At 73.6% G+C, this 22,686-nt stretch carries 18 protein-coding genes and 1 tRNA gene; 12 read left to right on the top strand and 7 right to left on the bottom strand.

Translation table 11 applies throughout. The annotated features are described in order from the left end of the window. Positions 1 to 98 precede the first annotated feature (98 nt). A complete protein-coding gene (locus tag OG447_RS23270) occupies positions 99 to 3,539 on the top strand; it encodes an endo-alpha-N-acetylgalactosaminidase family protein (RefSeq protein WP_266939110.1) in 3,441 nt (1,146 codons plus the stop codon). A gap of 38 nt (positions 3,540 to 3,577) precedes the next feature. After that, positions 3,578 to 4,207, top strand: coding sequence for a bifunctional 2-polyprenyl-6-hydroxyphenol methylase/3-demethylubiquinol 3-O-methyltransferase UbiG (locus OG447_RS23265; RefSeq protein WP_266939109.1), 630 nt, complete (start codon positions 3,578 to 3,580; stop codon positions 4,205 to 4,207). A gap of 37 nt (positions 4,208 to 4,244) precedes the next feature. On the opposite strand, the gene OG447_RS23260 is transcribed toward OG447_RS23265, so the two are convergent. After that, positions 4,245 to 5,087, bottom strand: a complete 843-nt coding sequence (locus tag OG447_RS23260; RefSeq protein ID WP_266939108.1) for an AraC family transcriptional regulator — start codon at positions 5,085 to 5,087, stop codon at positions 4,245 to 4,247. 32 nt (positions 5,088 to 5,119) lie between these two features. Then, positions 5,120 to 6,196, bottom strand: coding sequence for a DMT family transporter (locus tag OG447_RS23255; protein WP_266939107.1), 1,077 nt, complete (start codon positions 6,194 to 6,196; stop codon positions 5,120 to 5,122). Positions 6,197 to 6,224: 28 nt separating this feature from the next. On the opposite strand from OG447_RS23255, the gene OG447_RS23250 reads away from it, so the two are divergent. From OG447_RS23250 to OG447_RS23235, 4 genes are all read left to right on the top strand, one after another. Continuing rightward, positions 6,225 to 7,856, top strand: coding sequence for a PLP-dependent aminotransferase family protein (locus OG447_RS23250; protein WP_266939106.1), 1,632 nt, complete (start codon positions 6,225 to 6,227; stop codon positions 7,854 to 7,856). A gap of 493 nt (positions 7,857 to 8,349) precedes the next feature. Further along, a complete protein-coding gene (locus OG447_RS23245; protein WP_266939105.1) occupies positions 8,350 to 8,814 on the top strand; it encodes an LAETG motif-containing sortase-dependent surface protein in 465 nt (154 codons plus the stop codon). A gap of 8 nt (positions 8,815 to 8,822) precedes the next feature. After that, complete coding sequence (locus OG447_RS23240; protein WP_266939104.1) at positions 8,823 to 9,476, top strand: RNA polymerase sigma factor; 654 nt, start codon at positions 8,823 to 8,825, stop codon at positions 9,474 to 9,476. After that, positions 9,473 to 10,006, top strand: a complete 534-nt coding sequence (locus OG447_RS23235) for a hypothetical protein (RefSeq protein WP_266939103.1) — start codon at positions 9,473 to 9,475, stop codon at positions 10,004 to 10,006. The genes OG447_RS23240 and OG447_RS23235 overlap by 4 nt, the downstream gene beginning before the upstream one ends. Positions 10,007 to 10,028: 22 nt before the next feature. On the opposite strand, the gene OG447_RS23230 is transcribed toward OG447_RS23235, so the two are convergent. Beyond that, complete coding sequence (locus tag OG447_RS23230; protein WP_266939102.1) at positions 10,029 to 10,487, bottom strand: MarR family winged helix-turn-helix transcriptional regulator; 459 nt, start codon at positions 10,485 to 10,487, stop codon at positions 10,029 to 10,031. Between the two features lie 208 nt (positions 10,488 to 10,695). On the opposite strand from OG447_RS23230, the gene OG447_RS23225 reads away from it, so the two are divergent. Both OG447_RS23225 and OG447_RS23220 read left to right on the top strand, forming a co-directional pair. Then, positions 10,696 to 11,922 (top strand): MFS transporter, encoded by a 1,227-nt coding sequence (locus tag OG447_RS23225; protein WP_266939101.1) that lies wholly within the window; start codon positions 10,696 to 10,698, stop codon positions 11,920 to 11,922. Between the two features lie 113 nt (positions 11,923 to 12,035). After that, positions 12,036 to 13,649 carry a glycoside hydrolase family 20 protein gene (locus tag OG447_RS23220; protein WP_266939100.1) on the top strand — a complete coding sequence of 538 codons (1,614 nt, stop codon included), beginning with the start codon at positions 12,036 to 12,038 and terminating at the stop codon, positions 13,647 to 13,649. A 227-nt stretch (positions 13,650 to 13,876) separates the two neighbouring features. On the opposite strand, the gene OG447_RS23215 is transcribed toward OG447_RS23220, so the two are convergent. Beyond that, positions 13,877 to 14,686 carry an endonuclease I family protein gene (locus OG447_RS23215; protein WP_266939099.1) on the bottom strand — a complete coding sequence of 270 codons (810 nt, stop codon included), beginning with the start codon at positions 14,684 to 14,686 and terminating at the stop codon, positions 13,877 to 13,879. A 587-nt stretch (positions 14,687 to 15,273) separates the two neighbouring features. Continuing rightward, a complete protein-coding gene (locus OG447_RS23210) occupies positions 15,274 to 16,080 on the bottom strand; it encodes a glutamate ABC transporter substrate-binding protein (RefSeq protein ID WP_266939098.1) in 807 nt (268 codons plus the stop codon). Positions 16,081 to 16,324: 244 nt separating this feature from the next. Here OG447_RS23210 and OG447_RS23205 point away from each other — a divergent pair, with 244 nt between their 5' ends. The 4 genes from OG447_RS23205 (at position 16,325) to OG447_RS23190 (ending at position 20,159) form a co-directional block, all read left to right on the top strand. Then, entirely contained in the window at positions 16,325 to 17,425 is a 1,101-nt protein-coding gene (locus OG447_RS23205; protein WP_266939097.1) for a hypothetical protein, read from the top strand. An 81-nt stretch (positions 17,426 to 17,506) separates the two neighbouring features. Next, positions 17,507 to 17,579 (top strand) — tRNA-Cys (locus tag OG447_RS23200). 72 nt (positions 17,580 to 17,651) lie between these two features. Beyond that, positions 17,652 to 19,427, top strand: coding sequence for an ankyrin repeat domain-containing protein (locus OG447_RS23195; protein WP_266939096.1), 1,776 nt, complete (start codon positions 17,652 to 17,654; stop codon positions 19,425 to 19,427). 189 nt (positions 19,428 to 19,616) lie between these two features. Beyond that, positions 19,617 to 20,159: a TerD family protein gene (locus OG447_RS23190; protein ID WP_266939095.1), complete on the top strand. Its 543-nt coding sequence runs from the start codon at positions 19,617 to 19,619 to the stop codon at positions 20,157 to 20,159. Between the two features lie 45 nt (positions 20,160 to 20,204). Here the strand turns inward: OG447_RS23190 and OG447_RS23185 are convergent, their stop codons facing one another. Both OG447_RS23185 and OG447_RS23180 read right to left on the bottom strand, forming a co-directional pair. Then, on the bottom strand, positions 20,205 to 21,773 hold the full coding sequence (locus OG447_RS23185; protein ID WP_266939094.1) for an alpha/beta hydrolase: 1,569 nt from the start codon (positions 21,771 to 21,773) through the stop codon (positions 20,205 to 20,207). 263 nt (positions 21,774 to 22,036) lie between these two features. Further along, complete coding sequence (locus OG447_RS23180) at positions 22,037 to 22,657, bottom strand: TetR/AcrR family transcriptional regulator (protein WP_266939093.1); 621 nt, start codon at positions 22,655 to 22,657, stop codon at positions 22,037 to 22,039. Positions 22,658 to 22,686: the final 29 nt, after the last annotated feature.

The following is a 22,686-nucleotide window of genomic DNA, read 5'->3' as shown; positions in this document are numbered from 1 at the left end:
GGTACCCGGTCCGCAAGCTGTCAGGTCAGTGAGCGGACCGCCCGCGCCTTCGAGCCGTGCGGTCTTCCGCCAAGGAAGCGCCGACTCCCGGAGGCCCGATGCGAACCCCCCACCGGCCGGTCGCGGCCGCGGTGGCCGGCCTGGTCGCCACCCTGGTCGTGGCCGCGCCCGCCGAGCCCGCCGCGGCGGCCGCACCCGTCACGATCACCTCCCCCGAACTGGCCGTGAGCGTGGACAGCGGCTTCCCCCGCGTCATCTCCTACACACGGCGGGCCACCGGGGACGTCCTGCACGGCAACGAGCACGCCATCGGCGCGATCCTCGTCAACGGGACCACGTACACCCCCACCGTGACCTCCACCCCTTCCGTCTCCGGCGTGGACTACGCGCTCGCCTTCTCCGGAGTGACCATCAGGTCCCGGCTCTCGGTGGCCGGTTCGGTCGTGGAGTTCAAGGTCACCGCCATCGAGGACACCGCCGCCCTGCGCGTACACAGCCTCGCGATCCCCGAACACCACCTCGTCAGCGTCCGCAGCGACCAGCCCGGCGCCGCACTGTCCACGGCGACCATGCACACCGCCACCACCGGCACCGGGGACACCTTCACCCCCGTCACCGCGAACACTCCCGCCGACCCCGCCGCCACCACCGTGATGTACGGGCTGGCCAACACCGGCAAACTGGCCGCCGCCATCGACTCGAACTCCCTCTACGACACCCCCTCGGGCGGCACCGCCCGCGAGAACGGCCGGATCAGCAAACGGATCACCGACCAGGGCGGCTACCGCCGGGCCGGCCTGTGGAGCGGAGCCTGGCTCCACCGGCCCGCGGGCGCCGCGGACGGCGACACCGAGCCGCTCCCGTACGCCCGCGTCGCGATCACGGCCGACCGCAACGCGGACTCCGTCGTCGACTGGCAGGACGCCGCCATCGCCTACCGTGACATCTGGACCCCGCCCACCGGCTGGCAGGACACCGCGAACCGCGTCGTGCAGCGGATCCCCTTCAACTTCGCCTCCCAGGCCACGCACCCCTTCGCCCAGACCCTCGACGAGACCAAGCGCGTCAGCCTCGCCACCGACGGCCTCGGACAGTTCGTCCTCCTCAAGGGCTACGCCTCCGAGGGCCACGACTCGGCGCACATGGACTACAAGAACGTGGGCTCCAAACTCGGCGGCGCCGTGGACCTCAACACCCTCACCAGCGCGGGCCACGCCTACAACGCCGACTTCGGGGTGCACGTCAACGCCACCGAGGAGTACCCGGTCTCGGCCACCTTCGACCCGGCCCACCAGAGCGGCGGACCCGGCTGGGACTGGCTCGACCAGTCGTACTACGTCGACACCCGGAAGGACGGCCAGTCCGGACAGCGCCTGAAGCGCCTCCAGGACCTCAAGGCCGCAGCCCCCGGGCTCGACTTCCTCTACGTGGACGTCTGGTACGGCGACGGATACGTCTCGCGCAAACTCCAGCGCGAGATCTCCGGCCTCGGCCTCCAGCTGACCACGGAGTTCCCCAACACCCTGACCGAGCAGTCCCTCTGGCACCACTGGGCCACCGACGTCAACTACGGCGGCAGCGACCTGAAGGGCATCAACTCCACCATCGCCCGGTTCGTCGCCAACCACGCCAAGGACGACTGGATCGCCCGCAACCCGCTGCTCGGCGGCGCCGAAGTCACCGCCTACGAGGGCTGGCAGGGCAAGAAGGACTTCACCGCCTTCCTGAACACCACCTTCGGCGTCAACCTGCCGACCAAATACCTCCAGGAATCCCCCGTCGTGCAGTGGACCCCCGACACGGTCACCCTCGCCAACGGCACCACCGTCACCACCACCGGCAACAAGCGCCGGATCACCACCGGCGGCCGCACCGTCCTGTCCGGCGACACCTACCTGCTGCCCCGCGACGGCAAGCTCTACCACTGGAACGACAAGGGCGGCTCCACCACGTGGACCCTGCCCGCCGGCTGGAGCGCCCCCAAGCTCCACGCCCTCACCGACACCGGCCGCCGGCCGGTCGGCGACCTCACCGTCGGCGCCGGCAACCAGGTCACCATCAACGCCACCGCCCGCACCGCCTACGTGGTCAGCAACGGCGCCGCACCCGCCCCGGCCGACCCCCGCTGGGGCGAGGGCACCCCCGTCAAGGACCCCTCCTTCTACGCGGGCGACCTCGCCGCCTGGAACGTCAGCGGGACCGGCGCGGCCGTCACCCGCAACGCCCAGGGCCAGAGCGAGCTCACCTTCGCCCCCGGCACCACCCCGGCCGTGTCCCAGCAGCTCACCGGCTTCACCCCCGGCACCTACGCGGCCTCCGTCTGGGTCTCCACCCCCACGGGCCGGGCCGCCACCCTCACCGTCACCCCGGCCGGCGGCCCCGCGGCCTCCGTGTACGCCGACTCCTCGACCCTCACGAACAGCCTCGGCGGCAGCGAGAAGAACGGCACCCGGATGCAGCGCATGAAGGTGCTCTTCGACGTCCCGGCCGGCCGGTCCACCGCCACCCTCGGACTGTCCGCGGCCGCCGGAGCCGGCACCGTGTACCTGGACGACGTACGCGTGGTCCCCTCCGCCCGCACCCCGCTCGGCGGCCACTGGTTCGCCGAGGACTTCGAGAACACCGACGCCGGCTGGGGCCCCTTCGCCTTCGGCGGCGCGGGCGGCTCCGCCACCGACCCGCGCACCCACATCGCCCAGCGCAACGCCCCGTACACCCAGGCCGGCTGGAACGGGAAGCTGGTCGACGACGTGATCTCCGGACGGAACTCCCTCAAATCGCACGAGGAGCGGACCGGCCTCGTCTACCGGACCCTCCCGCAGACCCTGCGCCTGACCCAGGGCCGCTCGTACAAGGTGACCTTCGGCTACGAGAGCGGATTCAGCGGCGACTACCAGTTCGTCACCGGATCCGGCTCCACCGAGACCACCACCGCCCTGAACCAGGCCCGTACGCCCACCACCTTCACCAAGACCTTCACCGCCGGGGCCGACGCCTGGATCGGCGTACGCAAGGTCACCCCCGAGAACTCCCACAACGAGGCGGACCTCATCCTCGACGACCTGACCGTGGACGACCTCGGACCCGCGGAGGGCGGTGAACTCCTCGTACCCCAGGGCCAGATGAGCGTGCACGCGGTCGACAGCCAGGAGACCGCAGGGGAGAACGGCAGCGCCGCGAACGTCCTGGACGGCGACAGCTCCACCCTCTGGCACACCCAGTGGTACGCCGCCACCGCGCCGATGCCGCACGAGATCACCCTCGACCTCGGCGCCTCGTACAACGTCTCGGCCCTCCACTACCTGCCCCGGCAGAGCCAGACCAACGGCCGCATCGCCGACTACCAGGTGTTCACCTCCACCGACGGCCTCACCTGGGGCCCGGCCGCCGCCTCCGGGACCTTCCCCGACAGCACCGCCCAGCAGGACGTCTCCTTCCCCCCGCGCACCGCGCGCTACCTCAGGCTCAAAGCCACGCGAGAGGTGGGCGGCAACGCGTGGACCTCGGTCGCGGAACTCAACGTCGGCCACCGCCCGTGAGCTTGTACGGTGGCTCCACCGAGACGAAGGGCGGCCCGATGAGCCGACGCAAGTCAGCGGCAGAGGTGTTCGACGCGCTGGGGGAGCGCTACGAGGAGGCGTTCGGGCGGTTGCCCGGCCAGCTCGACGCCCTCGACTGGCTCACCGCCCGGCTGCCCGGCGGAGCCCGGGTACTGGACGTGGGCAGCGGAACCGGACGGCCCACCGCCGAGACACTGGTCCGGGCCGGCTGCGCCGTGACCGGCATCGACGTCTCGGCGGCCATGGTCGCCCTGGCCCGCACCCGGGTCCCACAGGCCCGCTTCGAACAGGCCGACGTCCGCACGTACACGCCCGGGCCGGGCGGATTCGACGCGGTGTGCGCCTTCTTCCCCCTGCTGGTGATGGACCAGCCGGAGGTCGCGGAGGCGCTGGACCGCATGGCGTCGTGGGTCGCGCCGGGCGGCTACTTCGTGATGGCCACGGTGCCGGGGGACATCAGGCGCCTGGACATCGAGTGGATGGGCCACGAGGTCACCGTCAGCAGCCTCTCCACGGAGGACCACCTCACGAGGCTCGCCGACCGGGGCCTGGAGGTGCTGCACCACCACACGGCGCCCTTCCAGCCCGCCGACGCGCTGGCGGGCCCCGAGGAGCACCTCTTCTGCTATGCGCAGCGCGCGTTCTGACAGGTCGGCGCAGATTCTGACAGGCCGGCCGGTGGCGTCAGCGGACCGGACCCCGTACCGACTGCTGGGCGCGGAAGCGGACCGGCGCCATGCCCACGCGGCGGCTGAACAGGCGGCTGAAGTAGGCCGGATCCTCGTAGCCGACCCGGCGGGCCACCCCGGCGACCGGCAGGTCGGTGCGGGCCAGCAGTTCCTTGGCCCGGCTCAGCCGGATGCCCAGCAGGTACTCCTTCACCCCCTCGCCGGTGCTGCGCCGCACCGCGCGGCGCAGCTGCGGCAGCGGCATCCCGAGCCGGGCGGCGTGCTCGGCCACCGATATCGGCAGCAGGGCGTCCCGCACCAGGGCGTCCATCACTGTGTAGCCCTGCCGGGAGACCTCGGCGCGGGCGTAGCGCAGGGCCACGAGCAGCGCGTGCACGGCCGCCGCGGCCTCGACCTCCAGCAGCGGGCCGCCGCGCCGGGCGGCCCGTACGATCCCGTCGACCACGTGCTGCACCCCGGCCGTGCCGCTCAGGGGCACCACCGGGCGGTCCGGGGTGAGGTAGCCGAGGTCGGTGTACGCGGCCACGCTCAGGCCGGCGAAGTCCACGAAGCACTCGTCCCAGCCGGTCCGCGGATCGGGCCCGTAGTGGTGTTCCACACCGGGCACCAGCCACAGCAGCGCGGGCGCCGTCACCGGCTGCGCGGGCCGTCCGCCGTGGCTGAACCAGCCCCGGCCGCGCGTCACCACCACGGCGACGTGGTGGTCGAGGGCGCGGGGTCCCACGACCGGGAGCGCACCCTGCTGCACCCCCACCCCGAGGCAGACCAGGCCGAGTCTGCGGTGGTTGGCGGTGGGGGAGAAGTACCGCATCCAGCTGCTGTACGGATCCGTCGCCATCTGCGGATTGTGATCCACAGGGCCCGGCGCCCTCAAGGGGACGTGGACGCCCGGTCGGTACGGGGCCCGGGCGCGGCCCCACCGGCGGCCCGGCCGGCCTCCGTGGTCCGGGCCGTGTCCGCGGCGGGGCCCGCGTCCCTGGCGCGGCCCGTGTCCGCGGTCCGCGCCTCCGTGCGGGCAGCACGGGCAGCGGCAGCACGGGCAGGGCGGGCCGTACGGGCCTTCGTACCGGCCGTGCGCCGCGGGCGCAGCCCGGCCGCCAGACCGGCGATCACCACGGCCAGCCCCAGCCACACCGCGGGGCCCGGCACACCGCCGCCCGTGAGGACCCCGGTGCCCGCCGCGGCCAGCGGGGCGATCCCGGTCAGCAGTCCGGCCCGGCCCGCGCCCACCGCGGCCACCGTGCGGTACCAGAGGAGGAAGGCCACGGCCGTCACCAGCACCGCGAGGTACCCGGCGGCCGCCCACTGGGCCGTTCCGAGCGACCCCAGGTCGGAGGGCTGCTCGAACAGGACCGCCAGCACCGCCAGCATCACCGCCCCCAGCCACACCGTGTGCACCGAGACCCCCCAGGCGCCGTGCCGCCGCAGCACGGGCACGGCGAGCAGGGTGAACGCGGCCTCGCAGCCCAGCGCGAGCACCGCCCAGGCGACCCCCGCGGCGTCGGTCCGGCCCGTCCCCTCGACGAGCACCGCTCCGGCCACGACGACCGGGGCCGCGAGCAGCACCTGACGGCTGGGCCGCCGGCCCTCCAGGAACGGGCCGATCACCCCGAGCAGAACCGGTACGGACGCCACCGCGACGGCGATGACGGCCGGTTCGGCATGGGATACCCCGCGGACGACGGCCACGTTGAACAGCACCAGCCCGGTCGCCGCGATCCCGGCCAGCCACAGCCATTCCCGGCCGCGGGGCCGCACGAGCGGTACCCGGGCGGCGCGGGCCAGGGCGAGCAGGAGCAGGGCGGCGACCGCGTACCGGACGGCCTGGGTGGCGAACAGCGGGGCGTCGACGAGGGAACGGGAGACGGTGACGCTGCTGCCGACCAGCGCCATCCCCGCGATACCGGGGGCCAGGTCCCGCAGAGCGGTGGCGGGTGGTGTGTCCATGCGCCCAGCCTGGCGCCACAATGGTTCAGTGAGCAGGTCCAAAGAGGGCGCAGTCGAGGGGTCCAAAACGGGAGCGGGGGAGCCGGGCACGGCCGGGCAGGTCGGCTCGGACTTCCTCCAGCTCGACATCGGGCAGGCCCCGTCGGGCGGCCGCACCGAGTGGCTGGCGGGCCGGCTGCGCGCCGCCATCGCCGACGGCACCCTGCCGGTCGGCAGCCGGCTCCCGGCCAGCCGGGTGCTCGCCGCCGAGCTGCAGGTCTCCCGGGGGCTGGTCACCGAGGCGTACCAGCGGCTGGCGGAGACCGGACAGGTCTCGGGGCGCGGCCGGGCGGGCACGGTGGTCGCCGCGGCCCCGCCGGCCCCTCCGCCGTCGACCGGGCCGCCGCCCCCGTCGCCGTTCCCTGCCGACCCGGTGATCGGGGGAGCCCTCGCGCGGAACGCCGGGGCGGGACTGGTGGACGCGCTGCGCGCCGTACCCTGCCGGATCGACCTCTCGCCCGGGGTCCCGGACCTGGCCGCCTTCCCCCGGACCGCCTGGCTGCAAGCCGAGCGCCGGGTGCTCGCCGCCCTCACCCCGGGCGACTTCGGCTACGGCAACCCGCAGGGCGCACCCGCACTCCGGGAGGCCGTCGCCGGCTGGCTGGCGCGCAACCGGGGGATCCGCGTCGACCCCGGGGACGTGGTGATCGTGGCCGGCGTGGCCCAGGCGCTGGCCCTGCTGGCGCACGTGCTGCGCGAGGCGGGCGTACACCGGGTCGCGGTGGAGGACCCCGGCTCGCTCGGGGCCCGGCAGCAGCTGGAGTACGGACAGTTGGAGACCGTGGCCGTACCGGTGGACGAGGCCGGGCTGGACGTGGCCGCGCTCCGGGCGAGCGGGGCCCGGGCCGTGCTGCTCACCCCGGCGCACCAGTTCCCGACCGGGGTGGTGCTGGACGGGGACCGGCGCCGGGACCTGCTCGGCTGGGCCGCCGCCGGGGGACTGGTCATCGAGGACGACTACGACGCCGAACACCGCTACGACCGCGCCCCCGTACCCGCGCTGCGCGCCCTGCTGCCGGAAGGCGTCTGCTACGCCGGAAGCGTGTCCAAGCTGCTGGCCCCCGCACTGCGCCTGGGCTGGCTCCTGGTCCCGGCCCGCCACCGGGACACCGTGATCGCCGCCAAACGGTACGCCGACCTCGGCAACCCGGTGCTCGCCCAGCTCGTCCTCGCCCGGCTGATGGACTCCGGCGAGCTGGAGCGGCACCTGCGCTTCCTGCGCCGCCGCCATCGGCGCCGCCGGGACGCCATGCTGCGGGCCGTCGCCGACCTGCTGCCGGGCGCCCGGGTCCACGGCGCGGCGGCCGGGCTCCACCTGACGGTCACCTTCGACGGCGCCCGCTTCGAGGACACCGCCCTCGCGTCGGCCGCCCTCGCCCTCGGCGTCAAATGCCACCCGCTCTCCTGGCACCGCCTCCGCCCGGGCCCTCCGGGCCTGATCCTCGGCTACGCGTCGGGCCCGGCCGCCGAGATCGAGGAAGGCATCGCCACGCTGTCCACGGCGCTCACCGTTGCACGGGGCTCAGCCCCGGACCCCGCGCCTCAAACGCCGGCGAGGCTGGGTTTGGCTTCGGGTGTGGGTCGGGGTCGCTCCGGAGCGTCTCCTCGGCTCGCGCACTGAGCCCCGGCTACGACAGTCCGGCCCAGGTTGCGCGCTCGTCCTGCGGGGACTCTCCTGCGCGACCCCGCCCCACGCCCGGGCTTCGGAAGGCGAAGCCGTGGTGGAGGGGAGTGGGGACGCGCAGGGTTGTCCCCGCAGGACGAGCGCGCAACCGGCCTGACCCTTCTTGATCGGGCTCAGTGCGCGAGCCGAGGAGACAGCCCGGAGCGGCCCCGCGGACCGACCCCACCGACCAGGCCGCTTGCCCCCAGGGGCGATGCCAGGGCTAAATCCAGCCCCGCCGGCGTTTGAGGCGCGGGGTCTGGGGCGGAGCCCCAGGGGGCCGGGCGCAGCCCGGGCTCGTGCGCGCAGCCGGACCGGACACCGCCGAGCCGCCCGCAGGGCACACGGTCGGAAGTTTTTCGGGAACGGCGGCAACCTCGACGAGGGTCGCGCGTCGTGCGGGGGTGAAGGGCGCAGTTCCGCGTCCTCGACCCGACCGTGGAGAACCACCGTGAAGAACCTGAAGCGCGTCCCCCAGCCCGTCCGCCGTGCGGCCGTCACCGCGGCCGCCACCGGGGTGTTCGCCGCTCTGGCCGGGCCGGCCTTCGCCTCGGCCGCGCCCGCCCCGGCCGCGCCCGCCCCGGCCGTCAGCGCCACCCCCGCCCCGGCCACGAGCACCCCGGCCAAGCCCGCCCCGGCGACCAGCGCCGCCCCGGCTCCGGCCACGAGCGCCGCGCCCAGGCCCTCCGTGTCGACGCCCGCGTCGGGCGGCGCGAGCGCCAAGCCCAGCCCGTCCGTGTCGACGCCGGGTACGGGCACCGCCCCCTCCGCGGCCCCCACCGCCGCGCCCGGTGACGCCGAGCTCGCGCATACTGGCTCCTCCGCGACCACCATGGCCCTGGGGGCAGGAGCCGCAGGCCTGATCGTCATCGGTGCCGGCGCCCTGTACACCGTGCGGCGCCGCGCCAACGGCTGAGGAATCCTGTGCTCCACCTCGTCTCGCCCGCCGGCCCCGCCACGCCCGTCTTCGACCGGGCGTGGCGGGGCCTGTGGTCGTTGCTGCGCCGCGAGCGCTCCGCCCCGCCCGCCTCACCTCGCCCGTACGGGGCCCCGTACGGGCACGCACACGGCTCCGGCCACGGCGATCCGCCGCCCCCCACCGTGACCGAGCTCTACCACGCGCACCGGCTGCGGATGGTCCGGCTCGCGGTGCTGCTCGTCGACGACCTGGCCACCGCCGAGGACGTGGTCCAGGACGCCTTCACGGCGCTGTACCGCCGCCACGGGGAGCACATCAGCGAGGTCGACAACGCCCTGGGCTACCTGCGCACGGCGGTCGTCAACACCTCGCGCTCCGTCCTGCGCCGCAGGCGCACGGTGCGGGCCTGGACCCCGCCCGCACCGGCCGACGTGCCGTCCGCCGAGGACCACGTGGTCCTGGACGAGGCGCACCGCGAGGTGCTCGCGGCGCTCGGGCGGCTCACCCCGCGCCGCCGGCAGGTGCTGGTGCTGCGCTACTGGGCCGACCTCAGTGAGGCGGAGATCGCGACGACCCTCGGCATAAGCCGGGGCGCGGTCAAATCGAACGCGAGCCGCGCCCTGGACGCGCTGGAACGGAACCTGGAGGGACGGATATGACGCGCGACGGCGAACGCCCCGTGGAGCAGCGGCTGCGGCAGGCCCTCGGCGCACGCGCGGAGGGCATCGACATTCGCCGGCTGCGTCCCGCGGAGCCGCCCGGCCCGCACCTGAGGCGGCTTCCCGCCGTACGGCTGCGGCGCTTCACGCTGCCCCTGGCGGGCCTGGCCGCGGCGGCCGCGGGGGTCGGCTACCTGCTGCTCGCCCCGGACCGGGCTCCCGGCCCGCAGCCCCCCGCGACCCCGCCGAAGATCACCGCCCCCGGCCCGTCCGTGGAACCGCCGCGGTCGCCGAGCCCGCGGCCGTCCCCGTCCCCGTCGCTGGCGCCGACTCCGGGCCCGGCCACCTCGCCCGCTCCGGAGCGTTCGGTGACGCCGGGCGCACCGGCCGCGCGGACGCCGGGTACCTCGCCGTCGATCTCGGCTCCGCCTTCGGCAACGCCCTCTTCGGCCCGCTCGGCCCCGCCCCCCTCTTCGGCCGCCTCGGCCCCGGCGACCTCGCCCGGAGCGGTCGGCGGCGGCGCGGGGTGACCCGGGTGCACCCGGGCACCCGCTACGAGGGTGTCCGGGTGTTCTCCACCACCGTGACTAGCGGGGCCAGTTCGGGGTTGCGCGCGGCCTCGTCCAGCGCCTCGCGCAGAGCCGTGTCGTTCGTCGGGCGGGCCTCTGCGAGGAGGGCCAGACCGGCCTCGCTCACGTCCGTGTAGATGCCCCGCCGGTCGGTGTCGCAGATGTAGCGGCTCAGCAGCCCGCGGTCCTCCAGCCGGCTGACCAGGCGGGTGGTCGCGCTCTGGCTGAGTACCACCGAGTCGGCGACCTGGTGCATCCGGAGGTGTCCGCCGGGCCCGCTGTGCTGGCGGCTGAGCACGTCGAGCAGCGAGTACTCGCGGACGCTGAGTCCGTGCCCCGCCTGGAGGGCCCGCTCGATGTGCGCCTCGATCCGTCCGTGCAGGAGGGAGAGGGCGCACCAGCCCTGGGAGAGGGCGGTGGGCGCGCTGTCCGTTGCCGTCATGGGCTCCTCCTTCGATGCGTGCGGTGCCACCAGAATAGAACACGAACGAAATAGCCCGCGCTTGCAAATATCCCGCGTCTGCAATTAATGTGGACGCACGTAAGCAGCGGCAGCAATCGTGGCCGCGCACCGGTCGGCCGGGTCCCGCACCGCACCCGCACCCGCGCCGTATCCGCCTCCGCACCCTCCCCTGAAGGGCACCTCCCCCATGCCTCTCGCGCTCTTCGCCCTCGCCATCGGGGCCTTCGGGATCGGCACCACCGAATTCGTGATCATGGGCCTGCTCCCCGAGGTCGCCGCCGGATACGGCGTCTCGATCCCCACCGCGGGCTTCCTGGTCACCGGCTACGCCCTCGGTGTCGTCCTCGGCGCCCCGCTGATGACCGTCCTCGGCACCCGCGTCCCCCGCAAGCGCATGCTCATGCTGCTCATGGGCCTGTTCATCGCGGGCAACGTGCTCTCGGCCCTCGCCCCCGCCTTCGGCGTCATGCTCGCCGGGCGCGTCGTGGCCTCCCTCGCCCACGGCGCCTTCTTCGGGATCGGCTCGGTCGTCGCGGCCGGACTCGTCGCCCCGGAGAAGAAGGCCGGCGCCATCGCCATGATGTTCACCGGCCTGACCGTCGCCAACGTGGTCGGCGTACCGCTGGGCACCCTCGTCGGGCAGACCCTCGGCTGGCGCGTCACCTTCCTGATCGTCGCCGCGCTCGGCGTCCTCGGCCTGCTCGGCATCGCCCGGCTGGTGCCCGACCTGCCCCGGCCCGAGGGCGTCCGGATCCGCCACGAGCTGGCCGCGTTCCGCAACGTGCAGGTGCTGCTCGCCATGGCGATGACCGTGCTCGGCTTCGGCGGCGTCTTCGCCGCGATCACCTACATCACCCCGATGATGACCGACGTCGCCGGCTTCGCCGACACCTCCGTCACCTGGCTCCTGGTCCTCTTCGGCCTCGGGATGGTCGGCGGCAACCTCATCGGCGGCCGGTTCGCCGACCGTGCGCTGATGCCGATGCTGTACGTGTCCCTGGGTGCGCTCGCCGTCACCCTGGCGGCCTTCACGCTCACCGCCCACAGCAAGGCCGGCGCCGCCGTCACCGTCGTGCTCATCGGTGCCCTCGGCTTCGCCACCGTGCCGCCGCTCCAGAAGCGGGTGCTCGACCAGGCCGCCGGTGCGCCCACCCTGGCCTCGGCCGTCAACATCGGCGCCTTCAACCTCGGCAACGCCCTCGCCGCCTGGCTCGGCGGCATCGTGATCGCCGCCGGACTCGGCTGGACCGCCCCGAACTGGGTCGGCGCGGCGCTGGCCGCCTCCGCCCTCGTGCTCGCCCTCGTCTCCGGCGCGCTGGAACGCCGTACGGCCGGCCGTACGGAGCGCAGCGGCCGGATCGCGGCGGCCGGCGGAGCCACCGAGGCCCCCGTCGCAGTCCCCGCCCACCACTGACGCCCGCCCCGCCACTGACCTCGACGCCCTGATCCGAGCCGCCGGGTCGCGCGTGCGCCTCCCCCGTGCCAGGTTGGTACGGGGGACAGGGGTGCACGATGCGGAAACCGAGGATGCACGTGAGAGGCCATGTCATAGCGACGGCAGCGGTCGCCGCCCTGGTCGGTCTTGCCGTTCCGGGCTGTACGGCGGCCTCCGACGAGGCCCGGGCCCCCGCCGCCCCGACCACCCCCGGCAGCAGCGCTCCGGCCACCCCGCCGGCGGTCGCCCAGCCCACCCCCTCCCCGAGCCCCACCTACGCCCTGTCCACCGCCCCGCGCACCATCCCGGCCGTACGGGAGCACGTACCGGCCCGCGGCCCCGGCTGGAAGCCCGCCCCCGACGCCCGCGTGGTCGTCGCGCAGGCCGACAAGGCGGCCCTGTCCGACGAAGCCGAACTCCTCGCCGGGGAACTGCGCCTCGGCTTCTCGGACTCGGCGGCGCCGCGCCCCGGCGATGTCGAACTCGCCCTGGGAGCCAAGGGATCCGGCCCGGCCGAGTCGTACAGCCTCACCGTGAAGGACGGCCGGGTCAAGATCACCGGCCCCGACGAGGCCGGGGTGTTCTACGGGACCCGCACCCTCAAACAAGCCGTACGGTCCGCCGGTTCGGCCCCCGAGGGAACCGTGCGCGACGCCCCGGCCAAGCCGCAGCGCGGCCTCAACCTCGACATAGCGCGCAAGCACTTCTCCGCCGACTGGATAGAGGACCGGCTGCGCGAGATGGGCGACCTGAAACTCAACCAACTCGGCCTGCACTTCTCCGACGACCAGGCCTTCCGGATCGAGTCCACCAGCCACCCCGAGATCGTCTCCACCCCGCACCTCACCAAGGCCGAGGTGCGCCGCATCACGGCGCTCGCCGCATCCCTGCACATCACGGTCGTCCCCGAGATCGACTCGCCCGGACACCTCGGCGCGGTGCTGCGCGCCCACCCCGGCCTGCAACTGCGCGACGTACAGGGCAGGGCGGTGAAGGGCGCCGTGGACATCTCCAATCCGGCGGCGGCGAAGCTCGTCGACGAACTCCTGCGCGAGTACCTGCCGTTGTTCCCCGGCGGAGCCTGGCACCTGGGCGCCGACGAGTACCAGGCGCTGGTCGTCCGCGACCCGCAGGCCTCCTTCCCCCAGCTCGCCCGCGCGGCCCAGCAGCGGTACGGCCCCTCGGCGCGCGTCCAGGACCTGGCGACGGGCTGGCTCGACGACCGCGCGGACGTGGTGCGTCCGTCGGGCAAGGCGCTCAAGGCGTGGAACGACGGCTTCTTCTCCGGCGGGGTGACCAGCGCGGCCAAGGACATCCAGGCCGAGTACTGGACCGGCAAGGAGATCGGCGCCCGCCCGCCGCTGGAGTACCTGCGCGAGGGGCGGAAGGTCGTCAACCTCAACGACGAGTACCTCTACTACGTGCTGGGCGAGCCGAACCAGTTCACCTACCCCACCGGCCGGCGGATCTACGAGGAGTGGACCCCGCTGGTGCTGCGCGGCTCCACCCCCGTGCCCGCCCAGTACGGCAAGCAGATACTGGGAGCCCGCCTCGCCGTGTGGTCCGACCTGTCCGGCGCCCAGACCCCGGCTCAGGTGGCGGCGGGCATCCAGCTGCCCCTGGCGGCGCTCTCCCAGAAGGTCTGGGACTCCCGCCCGCCCCAGCAGCCCTGGACCGGGTTCAAGGCCCTCGCCGACCGCCTCTGAGAGGTCACGGACGTGCCTCGACGAGGTCTGCCTCCCGCTCCCGTGGGCCGCGGCGGCTACCGCGGCCCACGGGGCCGGTCCCGGCGCTGGCGCAGAGTCCGGCTCCGTCCATGACGACGTACCTCCGTCGGCTGCGGCCGACCGGCGCGGATCGCAGCCTCTGGCGTGCGAATACCCGGCCTGACCGGGCCCGACCCCCGGCAGGCCGCTGCGGCTCCCCGGGGCGGTTACCAGATGGAGTTGACCCACTCCGGGTGGTCGATGAAGGGGTTCCGGTTGTGCTGGTAGGTGTCGAAGATGATCTGGTTGCGGCGCTGCTCGAAGGCGTCCGGCGGGTCCTGCTGGTTCCACTGCTTCAGCAGGCTGATCCGGCCGTGTGCGGGGGCCGAGCCGTTGTTGACCTTGTCGTTCATCTCCAGGTTCGCGAAGCCGTCGCCGCCCTCGTACCGCACGGCCATGTAGAGCAGCATCCGCGCGACATCGCCCTTGACCGCGTCGCGCGGTTCGAAGGAGTCGGAGTCGGTGAGGCTGCCGGGGGCCTCGCCGACCGGGCTGCCGCCGTTGTCGAAGTCCTTGTTGCCCCGGGTGCTGTTGACCGTGACGTCCTCGGGGCGCAGGTGGTGCAGGTCGGTGCCCGGGCCGGTGGCGGTACCGAAGTCGCCGTGGCTCTTGGCCCAGACGTGCTCGCGGTTCCAGTCGTTGGCCCCGCCGCCGTTGGTGGCCTTGGACTGGGAGCGGCCGGAGTAGACCAGGATGACGTTGTTCGGGTTGGCCGGGTCCTGGTCGGTCACCTTCAGGGCGTTCCAGACACCGTCGTACGACACCTTGGACTGGGTCTTGATGATGCCGTGCAGGGCGGTCTTCAGCGCCGCCCCGGTCTTGCCCTCGGCCGGGGCGTAGTACGAGTCGACCGTCACGGCCGCCGCGGCGTGGGGAGCCGCCGTCCGCTGCTGGCCGGCGGAGGCGGTGGCCGGTATTGCGACCAGGGCGGCCGCCGCGAGGCCGGCCGCCCAGGGGGTCAGGCGGGAGATTTTCATGGTGTGGGGGTACCTCTCCAGGACGCACCGCTCCCGCCCGGGGAATTGGCGGGATATCAGGTGGCAGAGCGAGGCTCACATTGGCATGTGCCCAACAGGTAAAAACCATGTGTCCGGCGCGCGGAGCTGCGGTGTTCACCCCCGCTGACCACGAGCACCCCGTCCTCCCGCTGAAGAGGAGGCTCCGTATTTCCTGGCGAAGTGGCCGAATCCGTGACGGACGGGACGCGGCGTGCGTGCTGAGGTGGCCGGGCATCAACCGATGCCGCACGCGGGGCAGTCGACAGCAGGCGACTCCGGCACGGACGCCGCGCGGCTGAGGTGGGGCGGCGGGACGGTGGGCAGCGGGTACGGGCGGGTCGTCCATCGCCGCCCCCTGTCCGTCGTGCGCGACCGGACACCCCCTACGCCTCGACGTGCTCGCGCGCCGACGCGGACGGCCGCCGCACCCGGTCCGTCAGGCAGGTCGACGACCCGCGCTTCGACGAACCGGCCGCGGCGGCCGTGTACGGCGCCGGAACGGCCCTACCTGGTCGGCGCCCGCTGGGACTCCGACTGGTCGGATCCCGGCGCGGCGTCGACGGGCGTCAGTTGCCCGCTGCGATCGCGGGGGCCGGGTCGAACTTGTAGTTCGGGCCGAAGTTCTTCTTCACGGCCGCTTCCCAGGAGCCGTCCTGGACCATCTTCTTGAGCGCGGCGTTGATCTTGCCCTGGAGCGCCTTGTCGCCCTTCTTGAGGCCGATTCCGTAGTTCTCGTTGCTCAGGCTGTGGCCCGTCAGCTTGAACTTGCCCTCGTTGCCCTTCTGGGCCACGTACCCGGCGAGGATGGAATTGTCCGTGGTCATCGCGTCGACCAGGTTGTCCTGGAGGGCGACGACGCACTCGGAGTAGCCCGGCAGCTCCAGGACGCTCGCCTTGGGGGCCAGCTTGCTCTTGACGTTCTCCGCCGAGGTGGAGCCGGTGACCGAGCAGAGCCTCTTGGAGTTGAGGTCCTCAGCCTTGGTGATGGTGGTGTCGTCGGCGCGGACGAGGAGGTCCTGGTGTGCGGTGAAGTACGGGCCGGCGAAGTCGACCTTCTCCTTGCGCTTCTCGCTGATCGAGTAGCTGGCGGCGACGAACTTGACCTCGTTGTACTGGAGCAGCAGCTCCCGGTCGGAGCTGTCGACGCGCTTGAACTCGATCTGCTCGGGCTTGTAGCCGAGCTCCTTGGCGACGTACGTGGCGACGTCCACGTCGAAGCCGGAGAACACGCCGCCGGGCTCGCGCAGACCGACGCCCGGCTGGTCGAACTTGATGCCGATGGCGAGGGTCCCCTTGTCCTCTTCGCCGCACCCGGAGGTGGTCAGGGCGAGGGCGATCACTGCGGCGACCGCACCGGCCTGGGGAACCTTCATGCTGCACTCTTTCCTCGGGACCGCGGGGCGTGATGCGGGCACCTTCCAGCGGTGGCTGGTCGAGGGATCTCCGCACCGCGTGGAACCGCGAGAACGTGGGGGGACGTCAATACACGTGTACGAGAAAGCTTGGAAGTCGACCGGCGCAGCGTCACTAGATCTGAGTAAAACTTGAGGATAACGATCCGGTTCAGCCGAAGATTTTTCGGTGAAATCGGGTGGAACCGGGAGAAGGAGGCGGTCAATGGGGGTAAGTTCGGTACGGGTCGACGGGAACGCACTGTTGCTGGGCGAGGTACAGATCCGCTTCATCCGGACCCTGCGGCTGCCGGAGTCCGGCACGCACGCGCTGCCGCCGGGACTGGGGGAGTTCCCGCTGCGGCGGGTGGAGGACTACCCGGGCACGGCGCCGCCGGAGTGGCTGGCGAAGGGCGGTGTGATGCTGCCCGTGTACCTGCGCGAGGCCATGTGGCTCAGCTTCGCCGGAACCAGGGAACCCGCCGCGCTCCAGGTCGGCGTCGGCAAGGTGTGCGCCGTCTCGGGCGAGCGGTGGACGGGCCGGCCGGCCCGCACCCCGCAGAACTACCTGGTCCTGCCCCGGCAGCCGTGGCTGGACGGGATCAACTCGGGGGACGGGACGGTGCGTCAGTTCGTCGCCGTACCCCTCGGGCTCGGTGCCACCGTCGAGGGGCAGGTCACCGGAGAGGAGACCACCGGCGGCGTGCAGCTCCAGGCCTTCCCGCTGAACGCGCGGGAACTGTCCGCCTGGCGTGAGGCGCAGCGGGCGCGCCCGCCGCGGACCGGCCCGTCGGCGCCCGCCCCGCCCGGCGCCCCGGGCGCCCCCGCGGCCTTCGGCGGCTACGGCGCAGCGGTGCCCCTGCCGATGTCCGCGGCTCCCGGCGCTCCGCCCGCCCCGGGCGCCGCCCGCGCGCGGAGCGCGGCGCAGCCGCCCGCGGCTCCCGCCATGGGGCTGGGGGTCGGCGGCTCCATGCGCCAGGAGGTCTACCGCGACGAACGGCCGCTGTCCGCCTGGGCCGGGGATCCGGCCGCGCGGGTCTTCGTCCACCTGGTGACCCCGCCCGCGTGGCGCCGTATCACCGGGGAGGAGGCGCCGCCCTCGCCGGTCGACCGGGCCGCCTACACCAAGGCCGGACTGCCCTGGTTCGACTACTACGACGACACCGCCGCCGACCTCGCGGCGCCCGAAACCCTGGGACAGGTCAAGCCGGTGGGGGAGTGGCTGGGCGACGACCACACCCCCTGGGCGGAACCGGCACCGGGGCAGGTCACGCCGCTCGGAAACGCCCCGAGGCCGGGCAAACCCGTACAGGACGGCGACTGGTGAGCTGGATGAGCAAGTCCGAAGTGGCGCCCGGGCTGAGCGGCCGCCCGGCGGCCGGAGGGCGGTGCGTATGATCGTCGGCGCAAGGCCGTAGCGCAGAGGTCGTCGCGCCCACGCAGCAAGCTGGAGGACGTCGGTTCGAATCCGACCGGTCTTGCGCCTTCTTGATCACGCGCAGGACCGGGGGAATGGTGATGACGCAGCCGACGGGTGACGGCGGCGTGCCGCGATGATGCGGCGCGCCGAACTGCCCGGCGGCTACGATCCCGTGGACCTCAAGGCATGGCGGCGGATCCGCCGCTACGCCGTGCCGGGCTGGATGATCGAGCGCGCCACCGCCCACCGGCTGGCCGGAGACTGGCGGGCGTCCTGCGCGGCCGCCGCCTTCGACGTCACCTTCGACCCGGCCGACATGGCGGCCCGCTACGGTGCCCCCCTCGCCGAGGCGCTGGAAGACGACCTCCGCCACCTCGCCCCGGACCTGCTGCGCTGGCATCTGCCCCGGGTGCTGGGCGGCCACACCACCATCGCCCCCGGCCTGCGGATCGTGCTCGCCCACTACGGGCAGCGGCCCGGCGCCCCGCGCGACCCGGACGCGCCGGTGCTGTCGGTCACCACCTCTCCGCTGATCGGCGGCCCGCAGCGGCTGCGCCTGCACTGCGCGCCGCTCGCGCACCGCGAGCTGTACGCCGTGTTCGGCATGACCTTCACCGTGGAGGACTGGACCACGGCCCGTCCGCTCTGGGACGCCCGCCACAGCGCCGGCCTGCGCGCACGCTTCGGCGGGGGCGCGGGACGGCTGCCCTTCTTCCGCCCGGACGGCTCCCCGCTCGACCCCGACGACCTGCCCGTCGACGAACCCGACGCCGCCGATCCGGCCGCACGCGCCGAGTGGGTCACCCTGATCCAGCTGGCCGGCGGAGCCGCCCTGGCGTTCGCGGCCGTCGGCATGGAGCAGGACCTGACCGTCCCTCCCCAGCACTACTACGAGCCCTCGATCGACACGGCGGCACAGCTGGGGCGGGCCACCTTCGACCTCACCCGGCTCGCCGAGGAGGTCCGGCGCCTCGCGGCGGCGGGCGCGGGCCACCGGTTCCGGTTCGCCCCGCCCTACGGCCGCACCCTCGAGCTGGCACAGGACGGCCCCGGTCCGCACGGGCGGATCCGGGCCCGCGTCATCACACGGGAGCAGCAGAAGGAGGTCCCCCGGCTCCCTCAGTACGCCTGGCGGCGCCTGCCCGACCTCGAACTGGTGCGCTCCGGCCTGATCACCCCCGAGGAGCTGCACCCGCTGGTCACCGCGGCCCTCTTCCCGGACAGCGGCCCTGCGGCCGGCCCGCCCGGCCCCGCCCTGCCCGGGCCGGTGAAGGTGCGCTGCGGCGCCCAGTGGCACGAGGTCCGCTCGCGCGGCGGGGTCCTGGAGCTGCCGCACAGCCTTGAGGAGCGGCAACGGGAGCGCGCCCTGCTGGCGTCCGGCGGAGCGGTCGCCGGGTGCTTCGCCGTGGAGCAGAGCTGGACGACGGGCCTGGGCCGGCTGCCGCGCGGCCTGCGGGCCGAGCAGCGGGAGCTGTTCCTGCGCGCCCAGCACGGGGACACCCCGGCCGTGGTGGCGCTGCTCGACGCGGGCGTCGACCCCCGGATCTGCGACGGCGCCCGGCGCGGGCTGCTGCACGTCCTGCACCAGCTCGACCACGAGGAGCTGCTGCCCCGGCTGCTGGACGCGGGACTCGACCTGGAGGCACGGGACAGCCAACAGCAGACCCCGCTGTACGCGGCGGCCCACAACGGCGGCTCGGCGGCCCTGGTCCGGGCCTTCCTGGCGGCCGGATCCCGGATCGACGTGCTCGACCACCGGGAGATGTCGCTCTCCCACGTCGTACGCCGCTACCGCAGCGCCGATCTGGGCTTCCTGAAGCAGCGGGTGGACGAGGAGTACCCGGGCATCGGCGCCCGGTGGTGGAACCGGTGGATCGGCGAGCGGGAAATGCGGGTCTGGCAGGCATGAGCACGCACCCCGACGCCCACATCGGCCCAGGCCCCGGCACCCGGAGCCGGCGGCAGACCGTGCGAGTCGCCCGCTGAGCGGCTCGGACCGCCCGGTCGCTGTGGCCGGGAACGTACGGTCGTCCGGCCCGGCCGGGCGCGCACGTGGGACGATGACCGGGCAATGCCCGGTGTCTGGAGGGGGAGTTCGGTGACTGGTGTACAAAAGGGCCTGGCCAAGGTGGAGGTCGCACTGCGGTGGGACCCCAGCGGCGCGGGCACACCCGCGAACGACCTGGACATCGTCGCCGCGGTCTACGACGCGGCGGACCCGCACGGGGAACCGGTCCACCTGGTGCACTTCGGCAGCCGCTCGCCCGACGGCACCATCACGCTGAACCGGGACAGCCACACCGGTCAGGGCTTCGGCTTCGACGAGGTGATGACCATCGAACTGGACCGGATGGCGGCCCGGTTGTGCCGGGTGGTGGTGGGCGTGGTGATCCAGGGCGCCGACGCGGGCGCGGGCGTCGGCAAGACCTTCGCGGACGTCGCCGGCACGGGGGTGCGTATCCGCGAAGGCCACACCGACCTCGCCGCGAGCGGTTTCGAGTCCGTTCCGGACGCCACGGCGGCCACCGTCGCCGAGTTCACCCGCGACGCCTCCGGGAGCTGGTCGCTCGACGCGCGGATGCGCGGCTTCGACGCCGGCCCGGAGGAGTTCGCGCGCACGATGGGCGCCGACCGGCCGTGAGTACGGGAGCGGCCCGGCCCGACGGGGCCGGGCCGCTCCGGGGTGTTACTCGCAGGTGCCGCCGTCGGCCGGGACCTTGCCGTCGATCAGGAACTCGTCGACGGTCTTGGTGGCGCAGGAGTTGACCCCGTAGGTGCCGTGGCCCTCGCCCTTGACCGTGAGGCCGATGCCCACGCCCTTGCCGAGCGCGTCGGCCATCCGGCGGGCACCCTCGACCGGCGTCGCGGGGTCACCGGTGTTGCCGATGACGAGGATCGGTGCGGCGCCCGTGGCGCTCACCTCGGGCTTGGCCCGCTCGCCCTTCACCGGCCAGTCCTGGCAGTCGGCCATGAGCTCCTCGGCCGTGACCTCGCCGAAGACGGGGGAGGCCTTGCGGAACTCGGGCACCAGGGCCGCGGCCTGCTCGGCGGTGATCCGGGTGCTGTCGTCGGCGCAGCGGATGGCCCCGTGCGCTGCCACGGAGGTGTCGTAACGGCCCTTGTCGTCACGGCCGGACATGGTGTCGGCGGCGTAGAGGAGGTTGTTCCCCGTGCCGTTCTTCTGCACCTCGGCGATCCCCTGAACCAGGTGGTCCCACCTGTCCTCGCTGTAGAGCGTGGCGATGATGCCGGTCTCCGCCATGTCGGCGGTCAGCTTGCGGCCGCCCTCCGCGGCCGCGGGCTTCTTCTCCAGCTTCGCCAGCATGGCGTTGATCCGCTCGGCGCCGGTGGTGGCGTTGGGGCCGGTCGGGCAGTTGGCCTTGTACTTCTTCACGCAGTACTGCATGGCGTGTTCGAGGGCGCTCTGGAAGCCCTTGACCTGGCCGAGGTACTTCTGGACGGAGTCCTGGGTCGGGTCGACGACGGCGTCGAAGACAGTGCGGCCGACGTTCGCCGGGAACAGGTGGGCGTAGACGCCGCCGAGCTCGGTGCCGTAGGAGATGCCGAAGTAGTTGAGCTTCTGCTCGCCGAGGACCTGGCGCATGACGTCCAGGTCGCGGGCGGCGTTGGTGGTGCCGACGTGCGGGAGGATCTTCGCGGAGTTCTGCTTGCAGCCCTCGGTGAACTTCTTCCGGCTTCCCTCGGAGTCCTCGGAGGCGTTCAGCTCGTCCATCGTCTTGTCGTCGACGCACTTGACGCCCGCGCTGTTGCCGACCCCCCGCGGATCGAAACTCACCAGGTCGTACACCGCGTTGAGCTTCTTGTAGTCCTCGGCGGCCGCGAGGGGGAGGGTCTGGACGCCGGAGCCGCCGGGGCCGCCGAAGTTGTAGACCAGGGAGCCGATCCGCTTGCCCGAGTCCGTGGCCTTCTTGCGGATGAGGGCGAGGTCGATGGTCTCGCCGGCCGGCTGCGCGTAGTCGAGCGGCACCTTCATCGCGGTGCATTCCCATCCGGCGCCGGGAGCCTCGCCGCCGCCCTGGGCCGCCGAGGGGGCGGCGCAGCCCTGCCAGGCGAGCTGCTGGCCCGTGAGGGCGGCGGGCAGAGCGGTGGGCGAGGGGCTCGGAGAGGGCGAGGCCGCGATCTTGGCGTCGGCCTTCTTGGCGCCGCCGTCGTCGCAGGCTGTCAGCGCGGAAACCGCAAGCAGAGCCGCGGTGGCGAGGACCGCGGACCGGGTCGGCCGTCTGAGGGGGGACATGCGTGGTGCTCCTGGGGGCCGTGCCGAAGTGAACGTGACGGGCTCCGCCGCGGCGAACACCCGGCGCCAGCCCACCGGAACCGTACAGGGGAGCGAATGGACGTCCGGACCCGGTATCGGGAGTGAGGTGGTCCGCACAGATCGGGCGGTGATCACTCCCTTCAGGAGTGGCCACCGCCCGGTCCGGGTGGCGCGCTGCCGCCGTCCCCACGAGGCAGCGCGGGCAGGTCACCGTCCGGTCATCGGGACGGCGGCCCGCCGGTTCAGGTGGCCTGGGCGGCCGGCGGTGACAGGCCCAGGGCCGGGAGCAGGGCCGCGTCGACGAACCGGACCAGGTAGTCGGCGTCGGCGTACCGGCCCTCCAGGACGGGCCGGATCCGGAGCACGCCCATCAGCTGGGCCGGCAGGAACTCCACCGCCGGGTGGTCCGCGGCGATCTCGCCCCGCGCCACGGCCCGCGCCACCATCGCGTCGAAGGCCGCCAGTTCGGGCTCCACCAGCGCCTCGCGCAGGGCTGCCTGCAACTCCTCGTCGCTGAGCACGGCATGCCCCAGGGCCTGGGTGAGCCGGGTGTCACGCCCCGAGGTGCCGGCCGCGATCCGCGCGGCCTCGTGCAGATCGCCGGCCAGGGTCCCGGTGTCCACCGCGACGAGCGTGCCCCGTCGGCCCGCGCGCAGGGCGGCGGCGACGAGCTGCGGCTTGGTCTTCCACTGCCGGTAGAGCGTGGACTTGCCGCAGCTGGCCCGGGCGGCGACGCCCTCCATGGTCAGGGCCTCGTAGCCGTGCTCGCGCAGCTGGTCCAGTACGGCGTCGTAGAACTCCTGCTCGCGCTCCGGGGTGATCTTGGAGCGCCGCGCGGGGGTCGGCGTCGGCGTCGACGTCATGGTGCGGCTCTCCTCAGGTCTCCTCGGGC

Origin of the sequence: Streptomyces sp. NBC_01408 (assembly GCF_026340255.1) — a bacterium.
Taxonomy (GTDB): Bacteria; Actinomycetota; Actinomycetes; order Streptomycetales; family Streptomycetaceae; genus Streptomyces.
The sequence above is the reverse complement of the archived record's forward strand: the minus strand, read 5'-3'. Positions and strand labels throughout refer to the sequence as shown.

Excerpts from the sequence above, each read along its gene's own strand:
- OG447_RS23225 (WP_266939101.1), top strand. The coding sequence starts at position 10,696 with ATGCCTCTCGCGCTCTTCGCCCTCGCCATCGGGGCCTTCGGGATCGGC.
- OG447_RS23180 (WP_266939093.1), bottom strand. The coding sequence starts at position 22,657 with ATGACGTCGACGCCGACGCCGACCCCCGCGCGGCGCTCCAAGATCACC.
- OG447_RS23235 (WP_266939103.1), top strand. The coding sequence starts at position 9,473 with ATGACGCGCGACGGCGAACGCCCCGTGGAGCAGCGGCTGCGGCAGGCC.
- OG447_RS23205 (WP_266939097.1), top strand. The coding sequence starts at position 16,325 with ATGGGGGTAAGTTCGGTACGGGTCGACGGGAACGCACTGTTGCTGGGC.
- OG447_RS23220 (WP_266939100.1), top strand. The coding sequence starts at position 12,036 with ATGCACGTGAGAGGCCATGTCATAGCGACGGCAGCGGTCGCCGCCCTG.
- OG447_RS23270 (WP_266939110.1), top strand. The coding sequence starts at position 99 with ATGCGAACCCCCCACCGGCCGGTCGCGGCCGCGGTGGCCGGCCTGGTC.
- OG447_RS23215 (WP_266939099.1), bottom strand. The coding sequence starts at position 14,686 with ATGAAAATCTCCCGCCTGACCCCCTGGGCGGCCGGCCTCGCGGCGGCC.
- OG447_RS23185 (WP_266939094.1), bottom strand. The coding sequence starts at position 21,773 with ATGTCCCCCCTCAGACGGCCGACCCGGTCCGCGGTCCTCGCCACCGCG.
- OG447_RS23230 (WP_266939102.1), bottom strand. The coding sequence starts at position 10,487 with ATGACGGCAACGGACAGCGCGCCCACCGCCCTCTCCCAGGGCTGGTGC.
- OG447_RS23255 (WP_266939107.1), bottom strand. The coding sequence starts at position 6,196 with ATGGACACACCACCCGCCACCGCTCTGCGGGACCTGGCCCCCGGTATC.
- OG447_RS23260 (WP_266939108.1), bottom strand. The coding sequence starts at position 5,087 with ATGGCGACGGATCCGTACAGCAGCTGGATGCGGTACTTCTCCCCCACC.
- OG447_RS23210 (WP_266939098.1), bottom strand. The coding sequence starts at position 16,080 with ATGAAGGTTCCCCAGGCCGGTGCGGTCGCCGCAGTGATCGCCCTCGCC.
- OG447_RS23265 (WP_266939109.1), top strand. The coding sequence starts at position 3,578 with ATGAGCCGACGCAAGTCAGCGGCAGAGGTGTTCGACGCGCTGGGGGAG.
- OG447_RS23195 (WP_266939096.1), top strand. The coding sequence starts at position 17,652 with ATGATGCGGCGCGCCGAACTGCCCGGCGGCTACGATCCCGTGGACCTC.